Annotated in this window: 22 protein-coding genes; 11 read left to right on the top strand and 11 right to left on the bottom strand. The window is 70.3% G+C overall.

All coding sequences use genetic code 11. From position 1 onward, the window contains the following. Positions 1-96: 96 nt before the first annotated feature. From pgl to tkt, 5 genes are read right to left on the bottom strand one after another with little or no spacing between them, the layout of a single operon-like run. On the bottom strand, positions 97-879 hold the full coding sequence (gene pgl / locus FNH09_RS29735) for a 6-phosphogluconolactonase (RefSeq protein WP_162469298.1): 783 nt from the start codon (positions 877-879) through the stop codon (positions 97-99). Further along, on the bottom strand, positions 876-1,937 hold the full coding sequence (gene opcA / locus FNH09_RS29730) for a glucose-6-phosphate dehydrogenase assembly protein OpcA (protein WP_152893005.1): 1,062 nt from the start codon (positions 1,935-1,937) through the stop codon (positions 876-878). Before opcA ends, pgl begins: the two co-directional genes overlap by 4 nt. Then, positions 1,934-3,457, bottom strand: a complete 1,524-nt coding sequence (gene zwf, locus FNH09_RS29725) for a glucose-6-phosphate dehydrogenase (RefSeq protein ID WP_152893004.1) — start codon at positions 3,455-3,457, stop codon at positions 1,934-1,936. The genes opcA and zwf overlap by 4 nt, the downstream gene beginning before the upstream one ends. A gap of 4 nt (positions 3,458-3,461) precedes the next feature. Further along, positions 3,462-4,580 (bottom strand): transaldolase, encoded by a 1,119-nt coding sequence (gene tal, locus FNH09_RS29720; protein WP_152893003.1) that lies wholly within the window; start codon positions 4,578-4,580, stop codon positions 3,462-3,464. 35 nt (positions 4,581-4,615) lie between these two features. After that, positions 4,616-6,703, bottom strand: coding sequence for a transketolase (tkt, locus tag FNH09_RS29715; RefSeq protein WP_162469297.1), 2,088 nt, complete (start codon positions 6,701-6,703; stop codon positions 4,616-4,618). A 410-nt stretch (positions 6,704-7,113) separates the two neighbouring features. Here tkt and FNH09_RS29705 point away from each other — a divergent pair, with 410 nt between their 5' ends. The 3 genes from FNH09_RS29705 to FNH09_RS29695 all read left to right on the top strand — a co-directional run bounded on the left by FNH09_RS29705 (position 7,114) and on the right by FNH09_RS29695 (position 9,813). Beyond that, a complete protein-coding gene (locus tag FNH09_RS29705) occupies positions 7,114-8,067 on the top strand; it encodes a heme o synthase (protein WP_162469299.1) in 954 nt (317 codons plus the stop codon). A 107-nt stretch (positions 8,068-8,174) separates the two neighbouring features. Continuing rightward, positions 8,175-8,531 carry a hypothetical protein gene (locus FNH09_RS29700; protein ID WP_152893002.1) on the top strand — a complete coding sequence of 119 codons (357 nt, stop codon included), beginning with the start codon at positions 8,175-8,177 and terminating at the stop codon, positions 8,529-8,531. 172 nt (positions 8,532-8,703) lie between these two features. Beyond that, the gene (locus tag FNH09_RS29695; protein ID WP_152893001.1) at positions 8,704-9,813 is read left to right on the top strand and encodes an amidohydrolase family protein; all 1,110 of its coding nucleotides are present in this window, start codon (positions 8,704-8,706) and stop codon (positions 9,811-9,813) included. 88 nt (positions 9,814-9,901) lie between these two features. Here FNH09_RS29695 and FNH09_RS29690 read toward each other — a convergent pair whose 3' ends face one another. The 4 genes from FNH09_RS29690 to FNH09_RS29675 all read right to left on the bottom strand — a co-directional run bounded on the left by FNH09_RS29690 (position 9,902) and on the right by FNH09_RS29675 (position 13,580). Continuing rightward, on the bottom strand, positions 9,902-10,897 hold the full coding sequence (locus FNH09_RS29690; protein WP_152893007.1) for a COX15/CtaA family protein: 996 nt from the start codon (positions 10,895-10,897) through the stop codon (positions 9,902-9,904). A 142-nt stretch (positions 10,898-11,039) separates the two neighbouring features. Then, positions 11,040-11,816 carry an ABC transporter permease gene (locus FNH09_RS29685; protein WP_152893000.1) on the bottom strand — a complete coding sequence of 259 codons (777 nt, stop codon included), beginning with the start codon at positions 11,814-11,816 and terminating at the stop codon, positions 11,040-11,042. Beyond that, a complete protein-coding gene (locus FNH09_RS29680) occupies positions 11,813-12,736 on the bottom strand; it encodes an ABC transporter ATP-binding protein (RefSeq protein ID WP_152892999.1) in 924 nt (307 codons plus the stop codon). The genes FNH09_RS29685 and FNH09_RS29680 overlap by 4 nt, the downstream gene beginning before the upstream one ends. 31 nt (positions 12,737-12,767) lie before the next feature. Continuing rightward, positions 12,768-13,580: an AAC(3) family N-acetyltransferase gene (locus FNH09_RS29675; RefSeq protein ID WP_152892998.1), complete on the bottom strand. Its 813-nt coding sequence runs from the start codon at positions 13,578-13,580 to the stop codon at positions 12,768-12,770. Positions 13,581-13,741: 161 nt separating this feature from the next. On the opposite strand from FNH09_RS29675, the gene FNH09_RS29670 reads away from it, so the two are divergent. From FNH09_RS29670 to FNH09_RS29635, 8 genes are read left to right on the top strand one after another with little or no spacing between them, the layout of a single operon-like run. After that, a complete protein-coding gene (locus tag FNH09_RS29670) occupies positions 13,742-14,512 on the top strand; it encodes a winged helix-turn-helix transcriptional regulator (protein WP_162469295.1) in 771 nt (256 codons plus the stop codon). After that, positions 14,509-15,930, top strand: coding sequence for a Fe-S cluster assembly protein SufB (sufB, locus tag FNH09_RS29665; protein WP_152892996.1), 1,422 nt, complete (start codon positions 14,509-14,511; stop codon positions 15,928-15,930). The genes FNH09_RS29670 and sufB overlap by 4 nt, the downstream gene beginning before the upstream one ends. A gap of 56 nt (positions 15,931-15,986) precedes the next feature. Continuing rightward, positions 15,987-17,168, top strand: a complete 1,182-nt coding sequence (gene sufD / locus FNH09_RS29660) for a Fe-S cluster assembly protein SufD (protein ID WP_152892995.1) — start codon at positions 15,987-15,989, stop codon at positions 17,166-17,168. Further along, positions 17,168-17,488 carry a non-heme iron oxygenase ferredoxin subunit gene (locus FNH09_RS29655; RefSeq protein ID WP_152892994.1) on the top strand — a complete coding sequence of 107 codons (321 nt, stop codon included), beginning with the start codon at positions 17,168-17,170 and terminating at the stop codon, positions 17,486-17,488. The genes sufD and FNH09_RS29655 overlap by 1 nt, the downstream gene beginning before the upstream one ends. A 7-nt stretch (positions 17,489-17,495) precedes the next feature. After that, on the top strand, positions 17,496-18,260 hold the full coding sequence (gene sufC, locus FNH09_RS29650; RefSeq protein WP_152892993.1) for a Fe-S cluster assembly ATPase SufC: 765 nt from the start codon (positions 17,496-17,498) through the stop codon (positions 18,258-18,260). After that, positions 18,257-19,513, top strand: coding sequence for a SufS family cysteine desulfurase (locus FNH09_RS29645; protein ID WP_162469294.1), 1,257 nt, complete (start codon positions 18,257-18,259; stop codon positions 19,511-19,513). Before sufC ends, FNH09_RS29645 begins: the two co-directional genes overlap by 4 nt. Positions 19,514-19,529: 16 nt before the next feature. Further along, positions 19,530-19,997 carry a Fe-S cluster assembly sulfur transfer protein SufU gene (gene sufU, locus FNH09_RS29640; RefSeq protein ID WP_162469293.1) on the top strand — a complete coding sequence of 156 codons (468 nt, stop codon included), beginning with the start codon at positions 19,530-19,532 and terminating at the stop codon, positions 19,995-19,997. Further along, positions 19,994-20,326, top strand: coding sequence for a metal-sulfur cluster assembly factor (locus tag FNH09_RS29635; protein WP_152892991.1), 333 nt, complete (start codon positions 19,994-19,996; stop codon positions 20,324-20,326). The genes sufU and FNH09_RS29635 overlap by 4 nt, the downstream gene beginning before the upstream one ends. A gap of 101 nt (positions 20,327-20,427) precedes the next feature. Here FNH09_RS29635 and FNH09_RS29630 read toward each other — a convergent pair whose 3' ends face one another. Both FNH09_RS29630 and FNH09_RS29625 read right to left on the bottom strand, forming a co-directional pair. Then, entirely contained in the window at positions 20,428-21,276 is an 849-nt protein-coding gene (locus tag FNH09_RS29630; protein WP_152892990.1) for an AbfB domain-containing protein, read from the bottom strand. Positions 21,277-21,472: 196 nt separating this feature from the next. Then, positions 21,473-23,272 carry an endonuclease/exonuclease/phosphatase family protein gene (locus tag FNH09_RS29625; protein ID WP_152892989.1) on the bottom strand — a complete coding sequence of 600 codons (1,800 nt, stop codon included), beginning with the start codon at positions 23,270-23,272 and terminating at the stop codon, positions 21,473-21,475. Positions 23,273-23,509 lie beyond the last annotated feature (237 nt).

Raw genomic sequence — 23,509 nt, 5'->3', positions numbered from 1 at the left:
CCCTACGCCCCGCCCCCGCCCCCGCGGCAGTCCCGCAACGGCCGGAACCCGTACGGCCGTTGACCGTACGGGTTCCGGGAAGTGCCTGCTCCGCCGTCAGGGCGACGCGGGCGGGTACAGCGAGCGCGGCAGCTGGGCGGCCGCCGCCGAGTCCAGCAGCCACAGGGTGCGCTGCCTTCCGTACGCCCCGGCCGCCGGGGCCTGGATCTCGCCCGCGCCCGACAGGGCGATCGCCGCGGCGTTCGCCTTGTCCTCGCCGGCCGCCAGCAGCCACACCTCACGGGCCGCCCGGATCGCCGGGAGGGTGAGGGTGGTGCGGGTCGGCGGGGGCTTGGGCGCGCCGTGCACGCCGACGACCGTGCGCTCGGTCTCCCGGACCGCGGGCAGCTCCGGGAAGAGCGACGCCACATGGGTGTCCGGGCCGACGCCCAGCATCAGCACGTCGAAGGTCGGCACCGTGCCGTGGTTCTCGGGGCCGGCCGCCCTGGCCAGCTCCTGCGCGTAGGCGGCCGCGGCGGCGTCCGCGTCCGCACCGTGCGGACCGTCCGAGGCGGGCATGGCGTGCACGCGCTTCGGGTCCAGCGGTACGGAGTCCAGCAGGGCCTCGCGGGCCTGCGTGACATTGCGCTCGGGGTCGCCCTCGGGCAGGAAGCGCTCGTCGCCCCACCACAGGTCGAGGCGGCTCCAGTCGATGGCGTCCCGGGCCGGCTGGGCGGCCAGCGCGGCCAGCAGCCCGTTGCCGTTGCGCCCGCCGGTCAGGACCACGGACGCCGCACCCCGGGAGGCCTGTGCGTCCACGATCTTCGTGATGAGCCGGGCCGCGGCGGCCTGGGCCATCAGTTCCTTGTCGTGGTGCACGACCAGCTGCGGAGTGTTCACTTCGCCGCCTTCTTCCCCGGGGGCGGGGCCGGGACCGGAGCCTTCCCGGCGGCCCTCTCCTTGGTGGCCGCGGCGGACTCGCCCGGCGTCGCCGTGAGCTCCCCCGTCCCCCGCTCGCGCAGGGCCGTGGACTGCGCGTGCAGCCGGTCCACCCCGAACCGCAGCGCCGAGGCGTACGTGTCGTCCGGGTCGAGCCGGCGCAGCTCCTCCGCGATCAGCTCGGCGGTGTCCCGCCGCTTGAGCGCCACGGCACGGTCCGGCTGCCCCTCGATCGACAGCGTGGCGACGGTGCCGTCCGCGCGGTCGAGGGCGATCGAGCCGTGGTCGGTGTCCAGGCGGACCGCCGTCAGGCCGGGGCCGGACGACAGGGAGCGCCTGACGGGGACGTCCAGCCGGTCCGCGAGCCACATGGCGAGCAGCTCGCAGCTCGGGTTGAACTCCTCGCCCTCCACCTCGACGCCCTTGACCTCGCAGACGACCTGGTCCAGGGCCGCGGCGAGCATCGAACGCCAGGGCGTGATGCGCGTCCACGACAGGTCCGTGTCGCCGGGCGCGTAGGTGTCGGCACGGGCGGACAGCTCCCGTACCGGCTGCTCGGCGGCATAGGTGTCGGTGACCCGTCGCTGGGCGAGGGCGCCCAGCGGGTCGTTCGCCGGGTCCAGGGGCGCGTCGACCGGCCACCAGACCACCACGGGGGCGTCGGGCAGCAGCAGCGGCAGCACCACCGACTGGGCGTGGTCGGCGACCTCGCCGTACAGCCGCAGGACGACCGTCTCGCCGGTGCCCGCGTCCGCGCCCACCCGCACCTCGGCGTCGAGGCGGGACTTCGTGCGGTCGCGGGGCGAGCGGGAGACCCGCCTGATGACCACGAGGGTGCGCGAGGGGTGCTCGCGCGAGGCGTCGTTCGCCGCCTTCAGGGCGTCGTAGGCGTTCTCCTCGTCGGTGACGATGACCAGGGTGAGCACCATGCCCACGGCCGGGGTGCCGATGGCGCGGCGCCCCTTGACGAGCGCCTTGTTGATCTTGCTAGCCGTGGTGTCCGTCAGGTCTATCTTCATGGCCGGCGCCAGCTCCGTCCGTCTCGCTCCAGCATCTCGTCCGCCTCGACGGGACCCCAGGTGCCGGCCGGGTACTGGGCCGGCTTGCCGTGCTTGTCCCAGTGGTGCTCGATCGGGTCGAGGATCTTCCAGGACAGCTCGACCTCCTCGGTGCGCGGGAAGAGGTTCGAGTCGCCGAGCAGCACGTCCAGGATGAGCCGCTCGTACGCCTCCGGGCTGGACTCCGTGAACGACTCGCCGTAGGCGAAGTCCATGGACACGTCCCGGATCTCCATCGACGTGCCCGGCACCTTGGAGCCGAAGCGGACGGTGACGCCCTCGTCGGGCTGGACGCGGATGACGATCGCGTTCTGGCCCAGTTCCTCGGTGGCCGTCGTGTCGAAGGGGGAGTGCGGGGCGCGCTGGAAGACGACCGCGATCTCCGTGACCCGGCGGCCGAGGCGCTTGCCCGCCCTGAGGTAGAACGGCACGCCCGCCCAGCGGCGGTTGTCGACGCCCACCTTGATCGCGGCATAGGTGTCGGTCTTCGACTTGGGGTCGATGCCGTCTTCCTGGAGGTAGCCGATGACCTTCTCGCCGCCCTGCCAGCCCTCCGCGTACTGGCCGCGCACGGTGTCCTTGCCGAGGTCCTTGGGCAGCCGTACGGCGCCGAGCACCTTGGTCTTCTCCGCGGCCAGCGCGTCCGCGTCGAAGGAGGCGGGCTCCTCCATGGCGGTCAGGGCCATCAGCTGGAGCAGGTGGTTCTGGATGACGTCACGGGCGGCGCCGATGCCGTCGTAGTAGCCGGCCCGGCCGCCGATGCCGATGTCCTCCGCCATGGTGATCTGCACATGGTCCACGAAGGACCGGTTCCAGATCGGCTCGAACATCGTGTTGGCGAAGCGCAGCGCCAGGATGTTCTGGACGGTCTCCTTGCCCAGGTAGTGGTCGATACGGAAGACCTGGTCCGGGGCGAAGACCTCGTGCACGACCTTGTTGAGCTCCTCGGCCGACTTCAGGTCGTGGCCGAAGGGCTTCTCGATCACCGCGCGCCGCCACGAGCCGCGCGTCTGGTCGGCGAGGCCGTGCTTCTTGAGCTGCTGGATGACCACCGGGAAGGAACGCGGCGGCACGGAGAGGTAGAAGGCGAAGTTGCCGCCCGTCCCCTGTGCCTTGTCGAGCTCCTCGATGGTCCCGCGCAGCCGTTCGAAGGCGTCGTCGTCGTCGAAGGTGCCCTGGACGAAGCGCATCCCCTGGATGAGCTGCTGCCAGACCTCCTCGCGGAACGGCGTACGGGCGTGCTCCTTGACGGCGTCGTGGACCTCGGCGGCGAAGTCCTCGTGCTGCCACTCGCGACGGGCGAAACCGACGAGCGAGAAGCCCGGCGGAAGCAGCCCGCGGTTGGCGAGGTCGTAGACGGCGGGCATCAGCTTCTTGCGCGACAGGTCGCCGGTGACGCCGAAGATGACCAGGCCCGACGGCCCCGCGATACGCGGGAGCCGTCGGTCGGCGGGGTCACGCAGCGGGTTGCTGCTTGACAACGTTTCAGCCCTCCGAGGGGGCGAGGCGCTGAAGCTCCGCCTCGGTCGACTTGAGCAGGTCGTTCCAGGACGTCTCGAACTTGTCGACGCCCTCGTCCTCCAGCAGCTGGACCACGTCGTCGTACGAGATGCCGAGCTTCTCGACCGCGTCGAGTTCCGCGCGGGCCTGCTCGTACGTGCCGGCGATCGTGTTGCCGCTGACCTCGCCGTGGTCCTCGGTGGCCTCCAGGGTGGCCTCCGGCATGGTGTTCACCGTGTTCGGGGCCACCAGGTCCACCACGTACAGGGTGTCCTTGTACGAGGGGTCCTTGACGCCGGTCGAGGCCCACAGTGGGCGCTGCTTGTGCGCCTGCGCCTTGTCGAGGGCCAGCCAGCGCTCGGAGGAGAAGACCTCCTCGTACGCCTGGTAGGCGAGCCGGGCGTTGGCGACGCCCGCCTTGCCGCGGGCGGCCTTGGCCTCGTCGGTGCCCAGGGCGTCGATCCGCTTGTCGATCTCCGTGTCCACGCGGGACACGAAGAAGGACGCCACCGACTGGATCTTCGACAGGTCCAGGCCGCGCTCCTTGGCCTTCTCCAGGCCGGAGAGGTAGGCGTCCATGACCGCGCGGTAACGCTCCAGCGAGAAGATCAGCGTGACGTTGACGCTGATCCCGAGGCCGATGACCTCGGTGATCGCCGGCAGACCCGCCTTGGTGGCCGGGATCTTGATGAGCGTGTTGGGGCGGTCGACGAGCCAGGCCAGCTGCTTGGCCTCGGCCACGGTCGCCTCGGTGTTGTGCGCCAGGCGCGGGTCGACCTCGATGGAGACCCGGCCGTCCTGGCCGCCGGTGGCGTCGAAGACCGGGCGCAGGATGTCGGCGGCGTCGCGGACGTCCGCCGTCGTGATCATGCGGATGGCCTCTTCGACGGTGACCTTTCGGGCGGCGAGGTCGGCGAGCTGCTGCTCGTAGCCGTCGCCGCTGCTGATCGCCTTCTGGAAGATCGACGGGTTGGTGGTGACGCCGACGACGTGCTGCTGGTCGATCAGTTCGGCGAGGTTGCCGGACGTGATCCGCTTGCGGGACAGGTCGTCCAGCCAGATCGCGACGCCCTCATCGGAGAGGCGCTTCAGTGCGTCTGTCATGGAAATTGCATCTCCTACGTGTCGTGAAACGGGCGTCAGTGCCGGGCGGCGGCGAGGGATTCGCGGGCCTTCGCGGCCACGTTCTCGGCGGTGAAGCCGAACTCGCTGAACAGGAGCGCGCCGTCGGCGGAGGCCCCGAAGTGCTCGAGGGAGACGATGCGGCCGGCGTCTCCGACGTACTTGTGCCAGGTCAGACCGATGCCGGCCTCGACGGCGACACGCGCCTTGACCGACGGCGGCAGGACGCTGTCCCGGTACCCCTGGTCCTGCTCCTCGAACCACTCCACGCAGGGCATGGACACGACTCGCGTCGGCACACCCTCGGCCTGGAGCCGCTCGCGCGCCTCGACGGCGATGTGCACCTCGGAACCGGTGGCGATCAGGACGACCTCCGGCTCGCCGCCCTCGGCCTCGAACAGCACGTAGCCGCCGTTGGCCGTGTTGTCGTCGGGCTCGTAGGTCGGCACACCCTGACGGGTCAGCGCCAGTCCGTGCGGGGCACCCTTGCCGAACACCTTGGTGTGACGGCGCAGGATCTCGCGCCAGGCGACGGCGGTCTCGTTGGCGTCGGCCGGGCGGACCACGTTCAGGCCCGGGATGGCGCGCAGCGAGGCGAGGTGCTCGACCGGCTGGTGGGTGGGACCGTCCTCGCCGAGGCCGATGGAGTCGTGCGTCCACACGTACGTCACCGGCAGGTGCATCAGGGCCGACAGGCGTACGGCGTTGCGCATGTAGTCGGAGAACACCAGGAAGGTGCCGCCGTAGATGCGCGTGTTGCCGTGCAGCGCGATGCCGTTCATCTCCGCGGCCATGGAGTGCTCGCGGATGCCGAAGTGGATCGTGCGGCCGTACGGGTCCGCCTCCGGCAGCGGGTTGTCCGCCGGGAGGAAGGAGCTGTCCTTGTCGATGGTGGTGTTGTTCGAGCCGGCCAGGTCGGCGGAGCCGCCCCACAGCTCGGGGATCACCGGGCCGAGCGCCTGGAGGATCTTGCCGGAGGCGGCCCGGGTGGCGACACCCTTGCCGGGCTCGAAGACCGGGATCTTCTCCTCCCAGCCGGTGGGCAGCTCGCCCGCGGCGATGCGGTCGAACTCGGCCGCGCGCTCCGCGTTGCCGTTGCGCCACTCCTGGAAGGACTTCTCCCACTCGGCCCGCGCCTGACGGCCGCGCTCCAGCGCGCCACGGGTGTGGTCGATGACCGCCTCGGCGACCTCGAAGGACTGCTCGGGGTCGAAGCCCAGGACGCGCTTGGTGGCCGCGACCTCGTCCGCGCCGAGCGCCGAGCCGTGCGCGGCCTCGGTGTTCTGGGCGTTCGGGGCCGGCCAGGCGATGATCGAGCGCATCGCGATGAACGACGGCCGGTCGGTGACCTGCTTCGCCGCCTCGATCGCGTTGTAGAGGGCGTGCGGGTCCAGGTCGCCGTCCGGCTTCGGCGCCACGCGCTGCACGTGCCAGCCGTAGGCCTCGTACCGCTTGACGGTGTCCTCGGAGACGGCCGTCTCCGTGTCGCCCTCGATCGAGATGTGGTTGTCGTCCCACAGCAGGACCAGGTTGCCGAGCTTCTGGTGGCCGGCCAGCGAGGACGCCTCCGCGGAGATGCCCTCCTGGAGGCAGCCGTCACCGGCGATGCAGTAGACGAAGTGGTCGAACGGGGAGTCGCCCTGCGGGGCCTCCGGGTCGAACAGACCGCGCTCGTAGCGGGCGGCCATCGCCATGCCCACCGCGTTGGCGACGCCCTGGCCCAGCGGGCCGGTCGTCGTCTCCACACCCTTGGTGTGCCCGTACTCGGGGTGACCGGGGGTCTTCGAACCCCAGGTGCGGAAGGCCTTCAGGTCATCCAGCTCAAGACCGAAACCGGCCAGGTAGAGCTGCGTGTAGAGGGTCAGGGACGAGTGGCCCGCGGACAGCACGAAGCGGTCGCGGCCGGCCCACTCGGGGTCGGCGGGGTCATGCCGCATCACCTTCTGGAAGAGGGTGTAAGCAGCGGGCGCCAGGCTCATCGCCGTACCCGGATGGCCGTTTCCGACCTTCTGTACGGCATCGGCGGCCAGGACTCGGGCGGTGTCGACGGCCCGCTGGTCCAACTCGGTCCACTCGAGGTCTGTGGTGGTCGGCTTGGTGCTCACCCTGGGTCAGGGCTCCTCTCCACATGTCGAATTACCGGTGCTCTGGGCGCGTGCCCACCGGCTGCCGGCGGACGAGGCGCCCACCGGCCGTTGTCGAGCCTACCCCCGTAAGAACGTGCATTTTTTCGAGTCATTCCAGACTGACGGGACTCCTGCGGATCCGCCTCCCGACTGGTCCGAATCGCATTCGGCAAGTGAATACGGAGCCGCTCATCCGACTGCTCAATCGATCTACTTTCCGCTCGTCCGGAGCACGCTCAATCGGACAGATGTGCGCACGTAGGAGCGGCGCACCAACACGACCCCACCCCCGCGAATGTCCGGGTCTGGGCAACGTCTACAGTGGCGTGGTACGCGCGGGCCTTTACGGGGAGTTCATCCCGGGGCTTGCTGGGATGTCTCTGTCAGGGGTGTGCGTGACGGCCGTCGAATCCCGTCCAGCCGGTGTGCTCGGGACGAGCAGCAGCCGGGGCCAGCGGCCGTTCGGGGCCCGTCTGAAGGCGTTCGTGGCGCTGACCAAGCCCCGGATCATCGAGCTGCTGCTGATCACCACCGTTCCGGTGATGTTCTTGGCGCAGCAGGGTGTGCCCGATCTGAAGCTGGTGCTGCTGACCTGCGTCGGCGGGTACCTCTCCGCCGGTGGCGCCAACGCGCTCAACATGTACATCGACCGGGACATCGACGCGCTGATGGACCGCACGTCGCAGCGTCCGCTGGTCACCGGCATGGTCAGCCCCGCCGAGTGCCTTGCCTTCGGCATCGGCCTCGCGGTGGTGTCGACCCTGCTGTTCGGCCTGACCGTCAACTGGCTGTCGGCCTGGCTGTCACTCGGCGCGCTCCTTTTCTACGTGGTCGTCTACACGATGATCCTCAAGCGGCGCACCTCGCAGAACATCGTGTGGGGCGGCATCGCCGGCTGCCTCCCGGTCCTCATCGGGTGGTCGTCCGTCACCGACTCCCTGTCGTGGGCGCCGGTCATCCTCTTCCTCGTCATGTTCTTCTGGACCCCGCCGCACTACTGGCCGCTGTCCATGAAGGTCAGGGAGGACTACGCGCGCGTGGGCGTACCGATGCTCCCGGTCGTCGCCTCCAACAAGGTGGTCGCGCGGCAGATCGTCATCTACAGCTGGGTCATGGTCGGCGTGTCGCTGCTGCTCACCCCGCTGGGCTACACGGGCTGGTTCTACACCGCGGTCGCCCTGCTGGCCGGCGGCTTCTGGCTCTGGGAGGCGCACGGGCTCCAGAACCGGGCCAAGGCCGAGGTGACGGGCGCCAAGCTCAAGGAGATGCGGCTGTTCCACTGGTCGATCACCTATGTGTCGATCCTGTTCGTGGCGGTCGCGGTGGACCCCTTCCTGCGCTAGGAAGCGTCCTGGAGACGCCGACGGTTCTTCCGTACGGGCGGGGTGCGTGGTCAAGGCCACGCACCCCGCCCGTCGCCGTTTGATCTACCCGTCGGTAGCATCTGGCCATGGCAGAAACGAAGCAGGTTGACGAGGGCACCGACGCCAAGCAGGCCGCGAAGGCCGAGCGCGCCGCGGCCAAGCTCGCCAAGCGGATCACCGCCTTCTCCAAGGAGCACGGCGGCGCCGAGGGCCAGGTGGCGTACATCGGGGAGCGCGGCGCGCGGATCGTGCTCGTCGGCGAGGACGGCGGCTGGGGCGACCTGGTGGCGCCCTCCTTCGCGATCGCCGAGAAGGCCGTGGAGAAGTCCGGGATCACCGTGCACGAGGCGTTCGACGGCGAGTTCGCCGCCAAGGTGAAGACCGGCCCGTACGAATGGACGCGCATGGCGGGCATCCAGCTCGGTGGCCCGAGCAACGGCTGACCGGTCGGGGCCGGCCCGCGCGCGGCGGGCGTTCGCACAGTGCGGTCCCGCGGGCGGCGGACGTTCGCACGGGGTGTGCGGGACCAACACCTGAGGCCGGTTTCACCCGTTAGGAGCGTAGGGGCCGCGGCGGAAGCGGCCCCGGGACACGGTCCAGTCACGGGGAGCCCGGATGATCGAAACGCCGTCCCTCGTGGACCAGTACTGCCACGGCGTGCTGAGAACGGAGCTGGGCCTCGGCACCTTCGAGGCCCAGCTGGCCCGTACCGAGGGCCCGCCCGCGCCGGGCACCACCCTCTTCGACACCCAGACCGGATTCGCGGTACGCCGCTGGTGCCCCCCGCTGCTCGGCCTGGAACCGCACTGCGCGCCCGCCCGCTATCTCGCCCGGCGTCGTGAACTCGGCGTACCGGAGATCGGCCGGCGGCTGCTGCGCGGCAGCGGCATCACGACGTACCTCGTCGACACCGGACTCCCCGGCGACCTGACCGGGCCGCCGGAGATGGCCTCCGCCGGGGACGCGAACGCGCACGAGATCGTGCGCCTGGAACTCCTCGCCGAACAGGTCGCCGACACCTCCGGCACCGTGGAGGCCTTCCTCGCCAACCTCGCCGAGGCGGTGCACGGCGCCGCCGCGCAGGCCGTCGCCTTCACCTCGGTCGCGGGCGTCCGGCACGGCCTGGCCCTCGCCCCCGAACCGCCGGGACCGGGGGAGGTGCGCGGCGCGGCCGGCCGCTGGCTGGCCCGACGCCGGGTCGGCGGTGAGCTGACCGACCCGGTGCTGCTGCGGCACGCGCTGTGGATCGCGGTCACCTCCGGACTGCCCCTGCAACTGCACGCCGGGCTCGGCCCGCCGGGGCCGCGCATCGACCGTACGGACCCGGTGCTGCTCACGGACTTCGTCCGGGCGACCGCGGGCATGGGCACGGACCTGGTCCTGCTGCACGGCTACCCGTACCACCGGCACGCCGCCCACCTCGCCGGTGTCTTCCCGCACGTGTACGCCGACTCGGGCGCCGCGCTCCTGCGCACCGGGGCGCGCGCCGCGACCGTCCTCGCGGAGATCCTGGAGCTGGCCCCCTTCGGCAAGATCCTCTTCTCCAGCGGGGCACAGGGGCTGCCGGAGCTGCACGTGGTGGGGGCCCGGCTGTTCCGCGAGGCCCTCGGCCGGGTGCTCGGCGGCTGGGTGACCGAGGGGGCGTGGTCGGCGGCGGACGCGCAGCGGGTGGCGGGGATGGTCGCGGCGGACAACGCCCGGCGCGTCTACGGCCTGGCGAGGTGAGCCACGCGCGCGTGGTCCACCTCGACGGGGCGCACGCGTATGCCCTCCCGAAGCGGGCGCACGCGTGCGCGGCCCTGTCGCGTGGGGCCTACGCGGCCGTGGCGACCGTCGCCTCGGCCGTCGGGCCCGGCAGACCGGCCTCGGGCGTGCCGGGACGCTCGCGCAGCGACAGCAGTACGCGCAGCACGGCGATCCACACCAGGCCCGAACCCAGCATGTGCAGCGCGACCAGCGCCTCGGGCAGGTTCGTGAAGTACTGGACGTAGCCGATGACGCCCTGCGCGAGCAGCACCAGGAACAGGTCCCGCGTCCGGTCCAGCGGACCCTTGGGGGCGTCCACCGCCTTCAGGACGAACCACAGGGCGAACGTCAGCGTCACCACGATCCAGGCCAGTACGGCGTGCAGCTTGCTGACCGTCTCCCAGTCCAGCGGCATCCGCTCGACCTTGCTGGAGTCGCCCGCGTGCGGACCCGAACCGGTGACCACCGTGCCCACGGCGATCAGCAGCACCGAGGCGGCGACCAGGAACCACACCAGCTGCTGCACCGACTTGCCGACCAGCGGCTTGGGCGCCGCGTCACCCTCCCGGGTGCGCTGCCACATCACCGTGGCGACCGTGATCAGGGCGGAGGAGAGCAGGAAGTGGGCCGCCACCGTGTACGGGTTGAGGCCGACGAGGACCACCACACCGCCGAGGACCGCGTTGCCCATCACGACCCAGAACTGCGCCCAGCCCAGCCGGGTCAGGCTGCGCCGGTAGGGCTTCTCGGACCGGGCGGCGACGATCGCCCAGCCGACCGCAGCGCACAGCACGTACGTCAGCATGCGGTTGCCGAACTCGATGGCGCCGTGGAAGCCCATCGCGCTGGTGGCGGTGAGCGAGTCGGCGGTGCACTTGGGCCAGGTGGGGCAGCCGAGTCCGGAGCCGGTGAGGCGTACGGCGCCGCCGGTGACCACGATCACCACCGACATGACGAGCGCGGCCAGGGCGGCCCGGCGGATCGTGCGGGGTTGCGGCGTCCAGCGTGCGGCGACGAAGGCGAGCGGGTTGCGCGCGGCCGCTACGGCGTCGGTGGGGGTCAGGTTCGGCACGCGTCCATCGTAGGCGGCCGCTTGTGCACGCTTTCACGAGGGTCGGCCGTCGGTCCGGCCCAGGACCGCTCCCCGGTGGGGCCGAGGGCCCGGCCGAGGATCGGGCGCCCGTGCCGGACGGGCGTTCTGCGGGTCACTCCCAGCGGAAGAACCGTCCGGCGGCCGCCAGCCCCACGACCCCCCACACGGTCAGGATCCCCAGATCGGCCCAGGGCAGCCCGGCCCCGTGCCGGAGCACCTCGCGCAGGCCGTCCGACAGGGCCGAGATCGGCAGCAGACCCAGCACCTCCCGCACGCCCGACGGGAACTTCTCCAGCGGGACGATGACCCCGCCGCCGACCAGCAGCAGGAGGAAGACCAGGTTGGCAGCGGCCAGGGTGGCCTCGGCCTTCAGGGTGCCCGCCATCAGCAGGCCCAGCCCCGAGAACGCGGCCGTGCCCAGCACCAGCAGCAGCAGGACGGTGAGCGGGTTGCCGTGCGGCGACCAACCGAGCGCGAGCGCGATCACCGTCACCAGGAGCACCTGGAGGATCTCGGTGACCAGCACCGAGGCCGTCTTCGCGGTCATCAGGCCCCAGCGCGGCAGCGGCGAGGACGCGAGGCGCTTGAGCACCCCGTAGCGCCGCTCGAAGCCGGTCGCGATGGCCTGGCCGGTGAACGCCGTCGACATCACGGCGAGGGCGAGGATGCCGGGCGCGAGGAAGTCGACGGCCTTGCCCGCGCCGGTGTCCACGACGTCCACGGAGCTGAAGAGCACCAGCAGCAGCGTCGGGATGACGACGGTGAGCAGCAGCTGCTCGCCGTTGCGCAGCAGCATCCTCGTCTCCAGCACGGCCTGCGCGGCGATCATGCGGGGGAGGCCGGAGCCACCCGGCTTCGGGGTGTACGTACCGGGGACGGTCGTCGTCATGACCGCAGCTCCTTGCCCGTGAGCTCCAAAAAAACGTCTTCGAGGGTATGCCGTTCCACCGAGATCCGGTCCGGCATCACCCCGTGCTGCGCGCACCAGGAGGTGACGGTGGCCAGCAGCTGGGGGTCGACCTTGCCGACCACCCGGTAGGACCCCGGGGTCAGCTCCGCGGCCGTGCAGTCCGCGGGCAGCGCCTTCAGCAGCGAGGCCACGTCGAGGCCCGGCCGGCCGGTGAAGCGCAGGGTGTTCTCCGCGCCGCCGCGGCACAGCTCCTCGGGGGAGCCGTGGGCGATGACCTTGCCCGCGTCGATGATCGCGACATCGTCGGCGAGCTGCTCGGCCTCGTCCATGTGGTGGGTGGTGAGGATCACGCAGACGCCGTCGGAGCGCAGGTCCCGGACCAGGTCCCAGGTGGCCCGGCGGGCCTGGGGGTCGAGGCCGGCGGTCGGCTCGTCAAGGAACACCAGTTCCGGGCGCCCGACGACGGCCATCGCCAGCGCGAGCCGCTGCTGCTGGCCGCCGGAGAGCCGGCGGTAGGTCGTCCGGCCGCAGCTGCCGAGCCCGAGGCGTTCGACGAGCGCGTCCACGTCCAGCGGGTGCGCGTGCAGCTTCGCCACGTGCCGGAGCATCTCGTCGGCCCGGGCCCCCGAGTAGACGCCGCCGGACTGGAGCATCACCCCGATCCGGGGACGCAGCTCGGCGGCCTGCCGCACGGGGTCGAGGCCCAGGACGCGCACCGTGCCGGAGTCCGGCCTCAGGTAGCCCTCGCAGGTCTCGACGGTGGTCGTCTTGCCGGCGCCGTTGGGGCCGAGCACCGCGGTGACGCCCGCTTCGACCGTGAGGTCGAGGCCGTCCACCGCGGTTTTCGTCCCGTACCGCTTCACCAGGGACCGGACCTGGACGACAGGCTCACTTCGCATGGGACCAGAGTCTAGGTACGCGCCGGACGCCTCAGGCGGGCGGGTCCGCAACCTCCTCCTCACGGGGTCGGTGCAGGGCCAGCCACCGCTGCGCGTAGGCCGCCGCGTCCGCCACCGGGAACAGCCGGGCGTCGGCCGCGCCCACCCGGCCCCGGACGACCGGGCGGTCGCGCTCGAAGTCGTGGCCCAGCTCGTCGAACCGGTCCGAGGTGATCGACACCTCGGTCAGCTCCTCCCAGCCGGCCGGTCCGGGCCGTCCCACCCGCACCCGCGGGGAGGGGATGCGGTACTCGGCCAGATGGAAGCTCGTGCAGGTGTGGTAGCCGGCGCCGAGCAGCAGGACCCGGGCGCCGAGGGCCTCCAGCCGGGCCAGCGGGCTGTGCTCGCCGAGGCGGCAGTCGGGCGCGTGGTCCGCCGTGACCGCGGCCGCGCGCGGGCCGAGGGCGGCGAAGGAGGTGTGCGGGTGGGCGCTGCGGACGGCGCCCGGCCAGGTGCGGACGGTCTCCGGGATCACCCCGACCCCGCGCGAGGGCGTGGTCGCCGGGTCGTACACCGGCATGGACGCCCGGATCGTCTCCCACCAGTCCCGGGGCACCGGGGGACCGCTCCACAGCGCGGGGTCGGAGAGGTCGCCGGACTGGGTGGGGACCACCAGGGTGCCGTCCGGGCCGAGCGCGTCGAGCAGGCCCTGGACGACCGCGACGGCACCCCCGCAGACCCAGCCGAGTGAGCTGAGGGAGGAGTGCAGCAGGAGGGTTTCACCAGGGCGGACGCCCAGCGCGCGCACCTCGGTGGCGACCGTGTCGCGAGTGACGAGTGGGCCGGTCGGAGGGGGTGTCGGCATGGCCGGTGAGTCTGGCGGAAGAGCGAACCCGGCGCCAGCCGTTTGATCGATCAAAGATCGTTTCCGCAGGTCAGCTTAGGTATGCCTAAGTGATGTAGGGCACCGTCCGGTGATCGGGGCGCGGGTTGCCTGGCTCCGGCGAATTACGCAACAATGGTGTTGTGAAATACGTCGGCGAGGCTCACGAGGCCGGGGAGACCCCCACGGGGCGCCCGCAGGAGGAGCACGCGACCGGAGAGCGCTCCACGCGCAACCGGGTCGCGCGCTCGATCCTGGACCACGGCCCCTCGACCGTCGCCGAGCTGGCCGGACGGCTCGGGCTCACCCAGGCCGCGGTGCGCCGGCATCTGGACGCGCTGGCCGCCGACGACGTGGTGGAGCCGCGCGAGCAGCGGGTGTACGGGGCGCGCACACGCGGCCGTCCCGCCAAGGTGTTCGCGCTGACCGACTGCGGACGCGACGCCTTCGACCAGTCCTACGACAAGCTCGCCGCGGACGCTCTGCGCTGGATCCAGGAGCGCTTCGGCGGGGACGAGGCGGTCGTGGCCTTCGCCCGCGCGCGGTTCGCCGAGCAGGCCGCCGCGTACCGCCAGGCGATCGAGGACGCGGCCCCCGAGGAGCGCACCGAAGCCCTCGCCAAGGCCTTGAGCAGGGACGGGTACGCTGCTACGGCGCGCAGTGCGCCCCTCCCGCAGACGGGCGAGCAGCTCTGCCAGCACCACTGCCCGGTGGCCCACGTCGCGGAGAAGTTCCCGCAGCTGTGCGAGGTGGAGACCGAGATCTTCTCCCAGCTGCTCGGCACCCACGTCCAGCGGCTGGCGACCATCGCGCACGGCGACGGCGTCTGCACGACGTTCATCCCCAAGATTTCCAAGACGCAAGTTCACAGCCACAACGCATCTGCAAGCACGGCCGGGAGGAACCCCGCATGACTCTCCCCACGGAGACTGCCCACCCCGAACTCGAGGGCCTGGGCAAGTACGAATACGGCTGGGCCGACTCCGACACGGCCGGCGCCTCTGCCAAGCGCGGCATCAACGAGGACGTCGTCCGGGACATCTCCGCGAAGAAGAGCGAGCCGGAGTGGATGACCAAGCTCCGCCTCAAGGGCCTGCGCCTCTTCGAGAAGAAGCCGATGCCGAACTGGGGATCGGACCTGTCGGGCATCGACTTCGACAACATCAAGTACTTCGTGCGCTCCACCGAGAAGCAGGCGGAGTCCTGGGAGGACCTGCCCGAGGACATCAAGAACACGTACGACAAGCTCGGCATCCCGGAGGCGGAGAAGCAGCGCCTCGTCGCCGGTGTCGCGGCCCAGTACGAGTCCGAGGTCGTCTACCACCAGATCCGCGAGGACCTGGAGGAGCAGGGCGTCATCTTCCTGGACACCGACACCGCTCTCAAGGAGCACCCGGAGCTCTTCAAGGAGTACTTCGGCACCGTCATCCCCGTCGGTGACAACAAGTTCGCCTCCCTGAACACCGCCGTGTGGTCGGGCGGCTCCTTCATCTACGTGCCGCCGGGCGTCCACGTGGAGATCCCGCTCCAGGCCTACTTCCGTATCAACACGGAGAACATGGGCCAGTTCGAGCGGACCCTGATCATCGTCGACGAGGGTGCCTACGTGCACTACGTCGAGGGCTGCACGGCCCCGATCTACAAGTCGGACTCGCTGCACTCCGCGGTCGTCGAGATCATCGTCAAGAAGAACGCCCGCTGCCGTTACACGACCATCCAGAACTGGTCGAACAACGTCTACAACCTGGTCACCAAGCGCGCCGTGGCGTACGAGGGCGCGACCATGGAGTGGATCGACGGCAACATCGGCTCCAAGGTGACGATGAAGTACCCGGCCGTCTACCTGATGGGCGAGCACGCCAAGGGCGAGACCCTGTCCATCGCCTTCGCGGGCGAGGGCCAGCACCAGGACGCCGGTTCCAAGATGGTCCACATGGCGCCGAACACCTCCTCCAACATCGTCTCCAAGTCGGTGGCGCGCGGCGGCGGCCGTACCTCGTACCGCGGTCTGGTCGAGATCGGCGAGGGCGCCCACGGCTCGAAGTCGAACGTGCTGTGCGACGCGCTGCTCGTCGACACCATCTCCCGCTCGGACACGTACCCCTACGTGGACGTCCGCGAGGACGACGTGTCCATGGGCCACGAGGCGACCGTCTCCAAGGTCTCCGAGGACCAGCTCTTCTACCTGATGAGCCGTGGTCTGAGCGAGTTCGAGGCGATGGCGATGATCGTGCGCGGCTTCGTCGAGCCGATCGCCAAGGAACTGCCCATGGAGTACGCCCTCGAACTCAACCGGCTGATCGAGCTCCAGATGGAGGGCGCGGTCGGCTGACGCCGAACGCCGCCCCGTCAAGCCACTCCCGTAAGAAAGCGAGCAGACCGACAGCCATGGCTGAGGCTCAGAACATCCCGGTGGGCAGCACGACCGCCGGACAGATCGCGGTGGCCGCCGAGTCGACCGTCGCCACGCGCATGAGCGCGCCCCCGTCCTTCGACGTGGCGGACTTCCCCGTCCCCCACGGCCGCGAGGAGGAGTGGCGGTTCACCCCGCTGGAGCGCCTGCGCGGGCTGCACGACGGCACCGCGGTCGCCACCGGCGACGGTGTGAAGGTGGACGTGCAGGCCCCCGAGGGCGTCGTCGTCGAGACCGTCGGCCGTGACGACGCCCGACTCGGCCGCGCGGGCACCCCGGTGGACCGGGTCGCCGCGCAGGCCTACTCGGCGTTCGAGAAGGCCGGGGTCGTCACCGTCCCCAAGGAGACCGTGCTCACCGAGCCGATCCGGATCGCCGTGCACGGCGAGGGCGGGGTCGCCTACGGCCACCAGCTCGTCGAGCTCGGCGCCTTCGCCGAGGCCGTCGTCGTCATCGACCACACCGGTGACGCGGTGCTCGCCGCCAACGTGGACTTCGTCCTGGGCGACGGCGCCAAGCTGACCGTGGTCTCCGTCCAGGACTGGGACGACAAGGCCGTGCACGTCGGCCAGCACAACGCGCTGATCGGCCGCGACGCCACCTTCAAGTCGTTCGTGGTCACCTTCGGCGGCGACCTCGTACGCCTCCACCCGCGGGTCGCCTACGCGGGCACCGGCGGCGAGGCCGAGCTGTTCGGCCTGTACTTCACGGACGCCGGCCAGCACCAGGAGCACCGCCTGCTGGTCGACCACAACACCCCGCACTGCAAGTCCAACGTGATGTACAAGGGCGCGCTCCAGGGCGACAACGCGCACGCGGTGTGGATCGGCGACGTCCTCATCGAGGCCAAGGCCGAGGGCACCGACACCTACGAGATGAACCGCAACCTGGTTCTGACCGACGGTGCCCGGGTCGACTCCGTGCCGAACCTGGAGATCGAGACCGGCGAGATCGTCGGCGCCGGGCACGCCAGCGCCACCGGCCGCTTCGACGACGAGCAGCTCTTCTACCTGATGGCCCGCGGCATCCCCGCCGACGAGGCCCGCCGCCTGGTGGTCCGTGGCTTCTTCGCCGGACTGGTCCAGCAGATCGGCGTCGACGACATCGAAGAGCGCCTCCTCGTGAAGATCGACGAGGAGCTGGAGGCGTCGGTCTGATGACGTCGTTCCTGCGCGCCTGTGGGCTGAGCGAGCTGGAGGAGGACACCCCCAAGCGGGTGGAACTCGACGGCACGCCGGTCTCGGTCGTGATGACCGAGGGGGAGGTGTTCGCGATCAACGACATCTGCTCGCACGCGAACGTCTCGCTCTCCGAGGGCGAGGTGGAGGACTGCCAGATCGAGTGCTGGCTGCACGGCTCCGCCTTCGACCTGCGCACCGGCAAGCCGTCCGGCCTTCCCGCGACGCGCCCCGTCCCCGTATACCCCGTAAAGATCGAAGGGGACGACGTGCTCGTCTCCCTCACCCAGGAGTCCTGAGGCACCCATGGCAACGCTTGAAATCCGAGACCTGCACGTCACCGTCGAGGCCGACAACGCCACGAAGGAGATCCTCAAGGGCGTCGACCTCACCGTGAAGCAGGGCGAGACGCACGCCATCATGGGCCCCAACGGCTCCGGCAAGTCGACCCTCGCCTACTCCCTCGCGGGTCACCCGAAGTACACGGTCACCGGCGGCACCGTCACCCTCGACGGCGAGGACGTCCTGGAGATGTCCGTCGACGAGCGCGCCCGCGCGGGCCTGTTCCTGGCCATGCAGTACCCGGTCGAGGTCCCCGGCGTCTCGGTCTCCAACTTCCTGCGCACCTCCGCCACCGCGATCCGCGGCGAGGCCCCCAAGCTGCGCACCTGGGTCAAGGAGGTCAAGGAGACCATGGAGCGCCTCTCCATGGACCCCTCCTTCGCCGAGCGCAACGTCAACGAGGGCTTCTCCGGCGGTGAGAAGAAGCGCCACGAGATCCTCCAGCTGGAGCTGCTCAAGCCGAAGATGGCGATCCTCGACGAGACCGACTCCGGTCTGGACGTCGACGCCCTGCGCATCGTCTCCGAGGGCGTCAACCGCGTCCGCGAGACCGGCGAGGTGGGCACCCTGCTCATCACCCACTACACGCGCATCCTGCGCTACATCAAGCCCGACTTCGTCCACGTCTTCTCCGGCGGCCGCATCGTCGAGTCCGGCGGCGCCGAGCTCGCCGACAAGCTGGAGAACGAGGGCTACGAGGCCTACACGAAGGGTGGCGTATCCGCGTGACACAGCTGCCGGGCCTCCTCGACACCGAGGCGATCCGCAAGGACTTCCCCATCCTGGACCGTCAGGTCCACGACGGTAAGAAGATCGTGTACCTGGACAACGCGGCGACCTCGCAGAAGCCGCGCCAGGTGCTGGACGCCCTGAGCGAGTACTACGAGCGCTACAACGCCAACGTCCACCGCGGTGTGCATGTGCTCGCCGAGGAGGCCACGGCGCTGTACGAGGGCGCGCGTGACAAGGTGGCGGAGTTCATCAACGCGCCGAGCCGCGACGAGGTGATCTTCACCAAGAACGCCTCCGAGTCCCTCAACCTCGTGGCCAACATGCTGGGCTGGGCCGACGAGCCCTACCGCGTGGACCACGAGACCGAGATCGTCATCACCGAGATGGAGCACCACTCCAACATCGTTCCGTGGCAGCTGCTGGCGCAGCGCACCGGCGCGAAGCTGAAGTGGTTCGGCCTGACCGACGACGGCCGGCTCGACCTGTCCAACATCGACGAGATCATCACCGAGAAGACGAAGATCGTCTCCTTCGTGCTGGTGTCGAACATCCTGGGCACGGTCAACCCGGTCGAGGCGATAGTGCGCCGCGCGCAGGAGGTCGGCGCGCTGGTCTGCATCGACGCCTCGCAGGCGGCACCGCACATGCCGCTGGACGTACAGGCCCTCCAGGCCGACTTCGTGGCCTTCACCGGCCACAAGATGTGCGCTCCGACGGGCATCGGGGTGCTGTGGGGACGCCAGGAGCTCCTGGAGGACCTGCCCCCCTTCCTCGGCGGCGGCGAAATGATCGAGACGGTGTCGATGCACTCGTCGACGTACGCCCCGGCGCCCCACAAGTTCGAGGCGGGCACCCCGCCGATCGCGCAGGCGGTCGGTCTGGGCGCGGCGGTCGACTACCTGTCGGCCATCGGCATGGACAAGATCCTCGCCCACGAGCACGCGCTCACCGAGTACGCGGTGCGCCGGCTGTCCGAGGTGCCCGACCTGAAGATCATCGGCCCGACGACGGCCGAGGACCGGGGCGCGGCGATCTCGTTCACGCTCGGCGACATCCACCCGCACGACGTGGGCCAGGTCCTCGACGAGCAGGGCATCGCGGTCCGGGTCGGCCACCACTGCGCCCGCCCGGTCTGCCTGCGCTACGGAATTCCCGCGACCACGCGAGCGTCGTTCTATCTGTACTCCACGCCGACCGAGATCGACGCTCTGGTCGACGGCCTGGAGCACGTACGGAACTTCTTCGGCTGAGGGGCGTGCTGAAACGGTGAAGCTGGATTCGATGTACCAGGAAGTCATCCTGGACCACTACAAGCACCCGCACGGGCGTGGTCTGAGGGATGGCGACGCCGAGGTGCACCACGTGAACCCGACGTGCGGTGACGAGATCACCCTGCGGGTGAAGTACGACGGCACGACGATCAGCGACGTCTCGTACGAGGGGCAGGGCTGCTCGATCAGCCAGGCCTCGGCGTCCGTGCTGAACGACCTCCTCGTCGGCAAGGAGCTGGCCGAGGCGCAGCGGATCCAGGAGACGTTCCTGGAGCTGATGCAGTCCAAGGGCCGCATCGAGCCCGACGACGTGATGGAGGAGGTGCTGGAGGACGCGGTCGCGTTCGCCGGTGTCTCCAAGTACCCGGCCCGGGTCAAGTGCGCCCTCCTGAGCTGGATGGCGTGGAAGGACGCGACGGCCCAGGTACTGGGCGGGGCCGACGCCGAAAGGAAGACGGCATGACCGAGACCGTTGAGATGAAGCCCGCCTCGGAAGAGGAAGTCCGTGAGGCGCTGTACGACGTCGTCGACCCCGAGCTGGGCATCGACGTCGTCAACCTGGGCCTGATCTACGGCATCCACATCGACGACGCGAACATCGCGACGATCGACATGACGCTGACCTCGGCGGCCTGCCCGCTGACGGACGTGATCGAGGACCAGGCCAAGTCCGCCACGGACGGCCTGGTGAGCGAGCTGCGCATCAACTGGGTGTGGATGCCGCCGTGGGGCCCCGACAAGATCACCGACGACGGTCGCGAGCAGCTCAGGGCACTGGGCTTCAACGTCTGAGCCCGCGCCCGCCGATCTGCGGCGGACCCGCGGTCGCCCCGCACAGTGGCCCCCGGCCTTCCGGCCGGGGGCCACTGGCGTCTTTGCTGTCGTCGACGCTGTCAGCTCAGGCCGGCCACCAGCCGGAACGTCGCGTCGGCCCGGTAGAGGTCGCTGTTCTGGTACGGGTCCAGCCGCAGCTGGAAGTTCTTGTGACGCAGGAAGCGGCCGGGGTAGTTGACCGCCTCCAGCATCACCGCGCCGGACGCCACGGACGAGGCGCGCGGGCAGAAGGTGGCGTCCTTGCGGAAGAGGGACGAGCCGTCGTCGTGCTCGGCGCGCAGCACGAAGTCGCGGTGGCGCAGATAGCCGCCGTCGGCCGTGGCGAAGGAGTAACAGGACGCGTCGGCAAGGCCGTCGACCCGCCTGAAGGCGGCGCCCTGGCGGGCCGAGGGCGAGCCGACCTGATCGAGCTTCACCAGGCCGCCGCTCACCTGCCAGTAGCGGTCGGGGTAGTTGACCGAGCGGACGGCCGTCCAGGCCGTCGACGGCGCGGGCGTGGTGGCCGAACCGCCGCTGGATCCAGGGAACTTGGTCGGCTTCGCGGAGGCCGCGGCGCTCGTACCGTCGGCCGCCGGACCAGTGGGCGTGGGTGTCGCGGACGTGGACCCGGCCGTCGTCGACGGGGTGCCCGCCCGGCCGGGCGTCCCGGAGCCGGTCGCGGACGGTGTCGCGAAGGAGATCAGGCCCGGCACCGTCGCCGCGCTTCCCGGCAGGGCGCTCTTCGTCCTGGGTGACGCCTCGTCCGCTTCCTTGTGGGTCACGGTGATCGCGACGACACAGCCGACGACGGTGGATATCGCGAGAGCGCCGGCCAGCCACAGGCGGCGCGTTCCCGGAGCCCGGCCGGTGTCCGGGGCCCAGCCGCTCTCCCAGGGGCGTTGAGAGGGCGGGGACTTGTCTTCTGGCATGCGCGGTTCCTCCGCCGGCGCCCGGGGCGACGGCTGTGGCCTTGGTGATGGTGGGGGGTTGGAGCGGTGAAAGAGTAGTGGAGGTACGGGAGTTGGGACACCGCTTTCGGCAAGCGGTTTCCCTGGGTTACACCGACGCCGGGTCGCCGGGACGGTCGGATCCGGTGACGGCCGGGCCGCCACCGGATCCCCGCGGTCAGGGGGTGATCCGCACGACCTGCGGGTCGTGGTCGCTGGTCTGGTCCGCGAACTCGCTGTTGATGTGCACGATGTCGTAGTCGTACGACGTGATCGATGAGCTGACCAGGGTGTGGTCGAGCACCTGCGAGTTGCCGTCGTAGACGTAGGTGTACTGCTGTGCGGCCGGCAGGGTGTCCACCAGGTCGGTCAGCACCCCGCCCTCCAGGTTGGAGACCGCGGTGGAGAACTGGTAGTCGTTCAGGTCACCGAGCACGACCACGTTCGCGTCCGACTGGGCGGCGAGGATCGAGTCCACGAAGGAGTTCACCACCGAGCCCTGGCTGCCCCGCTGGGTCTCGGAGGACCGGGCCGGGGCCTGGTACTGGCTGTGCAGCGAGTAGTCGCCGCCCTTCGACACGAAGTGGTTGGCGATCACGAAGTACTTCTCGCCGTTGAAGGTGAACTCAGCCGCCAGCGGCTTGCGGCTGTCCGTCCAGGCGGAGTTGGCGGGCGCGATCCGGCCCGGGTTGTACGTCAGCTGGGCCACCCCGCTGCTCGTCGTCACCGAGTTCGCGGTGGTCGCCGTGGCGCTGCCGCGCGAAGTGAAGCCCACCCGAGCCGAGTTGTACAGGAACACCTGGCGGATGTTGCCGCCGGTCTCCCCGCCGTCCGCGTCGTTCGTCGGGTTGATCTGGGTGTACGAGTAGGTCGGGCCGCCCGCCGTCTTGATCGCCGAGATCAGCGTGGACAGGGTCGTGGTGGCGGAGACGGTGCCGTCGTCCGTGGCGCCGTTGTTGTCCTGGACCTCCTCCAGGGCCACGATGTCGGGCGACTTGAGGTTGTTCACGATGCCCGAGGCGAGCGCGGTGAACTTCGAGGCGGCGTCGGTCGGGTCGAGGTTCTCCACGTTGTACGTCGCCACCGACAGCTGGCCCGTCGACTGGGCCGTCGTCGTCTCCTTGGCGACACCGCCCGAGGTGAGGGTGCCGAGCGAGGTGGCCTGGAGGGTGTAGCCGCCGTACGCGATGTAGTCGAGGACGCCAGTGGCGCCGGACAGCGTGTCACCCACCGTCGCCGTCGGGAACGTCGACGACAGCAGGGTGCTGATCTGCACCCGGCCGGAGTTCTGGCTGCTGTAGGAGGAGTACAGGGAGCCGCCGCGGGCCGAAGTCACCTGCGAGGGCTTCACGTTGACCCACAGCTCGCTGTACTCGTCGGTCCGGCCGACCACCGGCGCGGAGCCGACGGAGACCCGCATGCCCTCCAGGGACTCGTAGTAGTCCAGGGCGTACGTCGTCGGGGCGAGGGTGAAGGAGTTGATCGAAGCGCCGCTGTTGGTGCGCGTGTAGGTGGCCGGGACCGTCGAGTCGCTGATCGTGACGGCCGCGGGGAGCGTGTTGCCGGTCGAGTTGGTGGTCCAGGAGGCGCTGCCCAGCTCGGTGAGCGACTGGCTGCCGGAGGAGGAGTCCGGGTAGTACTCCGAGACCTTGCCGGTGACCGTGACGCTGTTGCCGACCGTGGTGCTCGGCGTGGTGGACCCCGTGTAGACGAAGATCGCGTCACTGGTCGCCGCGTTGCCGTCGCCGCTCGCGCTCTGGATCCAGAAGCCGCGCGAGGAGCCGGTGGAGCGGATCGCGGTGACGATGCCGGTCGTGGTGACCGTCGAGCCGTTGTAGGGGGAGATCCGGGTCGAGCCCTGGATCGCGGAGATCGTGTACGTGGCCGCGTGCGCGCTCGCCGGGAGGGCGACGAGCGCCGCCGAACCGAGCAGACCGGCGGCCAGGGTACGGGTGCCGAGAGCGAGTGTTCTGTTCATGCGCGTCCTTACAACTGTCAGTGGGGTGAACGGAGTTGGAGCGACGTACATGAGCGACTGGTCGTGCAGAGTTCTAGGGGCCGCGCGTTACGCCCCCATGTACGGGACGTGTTCTACGCGTGTCGTCTACGCGCGTCATACGTACGTTGTGGGGCACCTGTGGAGGGGCTGTCACGCGCGCTCGTGCCCAGGGGGCGGGGGCGGCCGCGAATCACCGGCGCGGCGATCCGGGTGAGG

Origin of the sequence: Streptomyces adustus (assembly GCF_009377175.1) — a bacterium.
GTDB lineage: Bacteria > Actinomycetota > Actinomycetes > Streptomycetales > Streptomycetaceae > Streptomyces > Streptomyces adustus.
The sequence above is the reverse complement of the archived record's forward strand: the minus strand, read 5'-3'. Positions and strand labels throughout refer to the sequence as shown.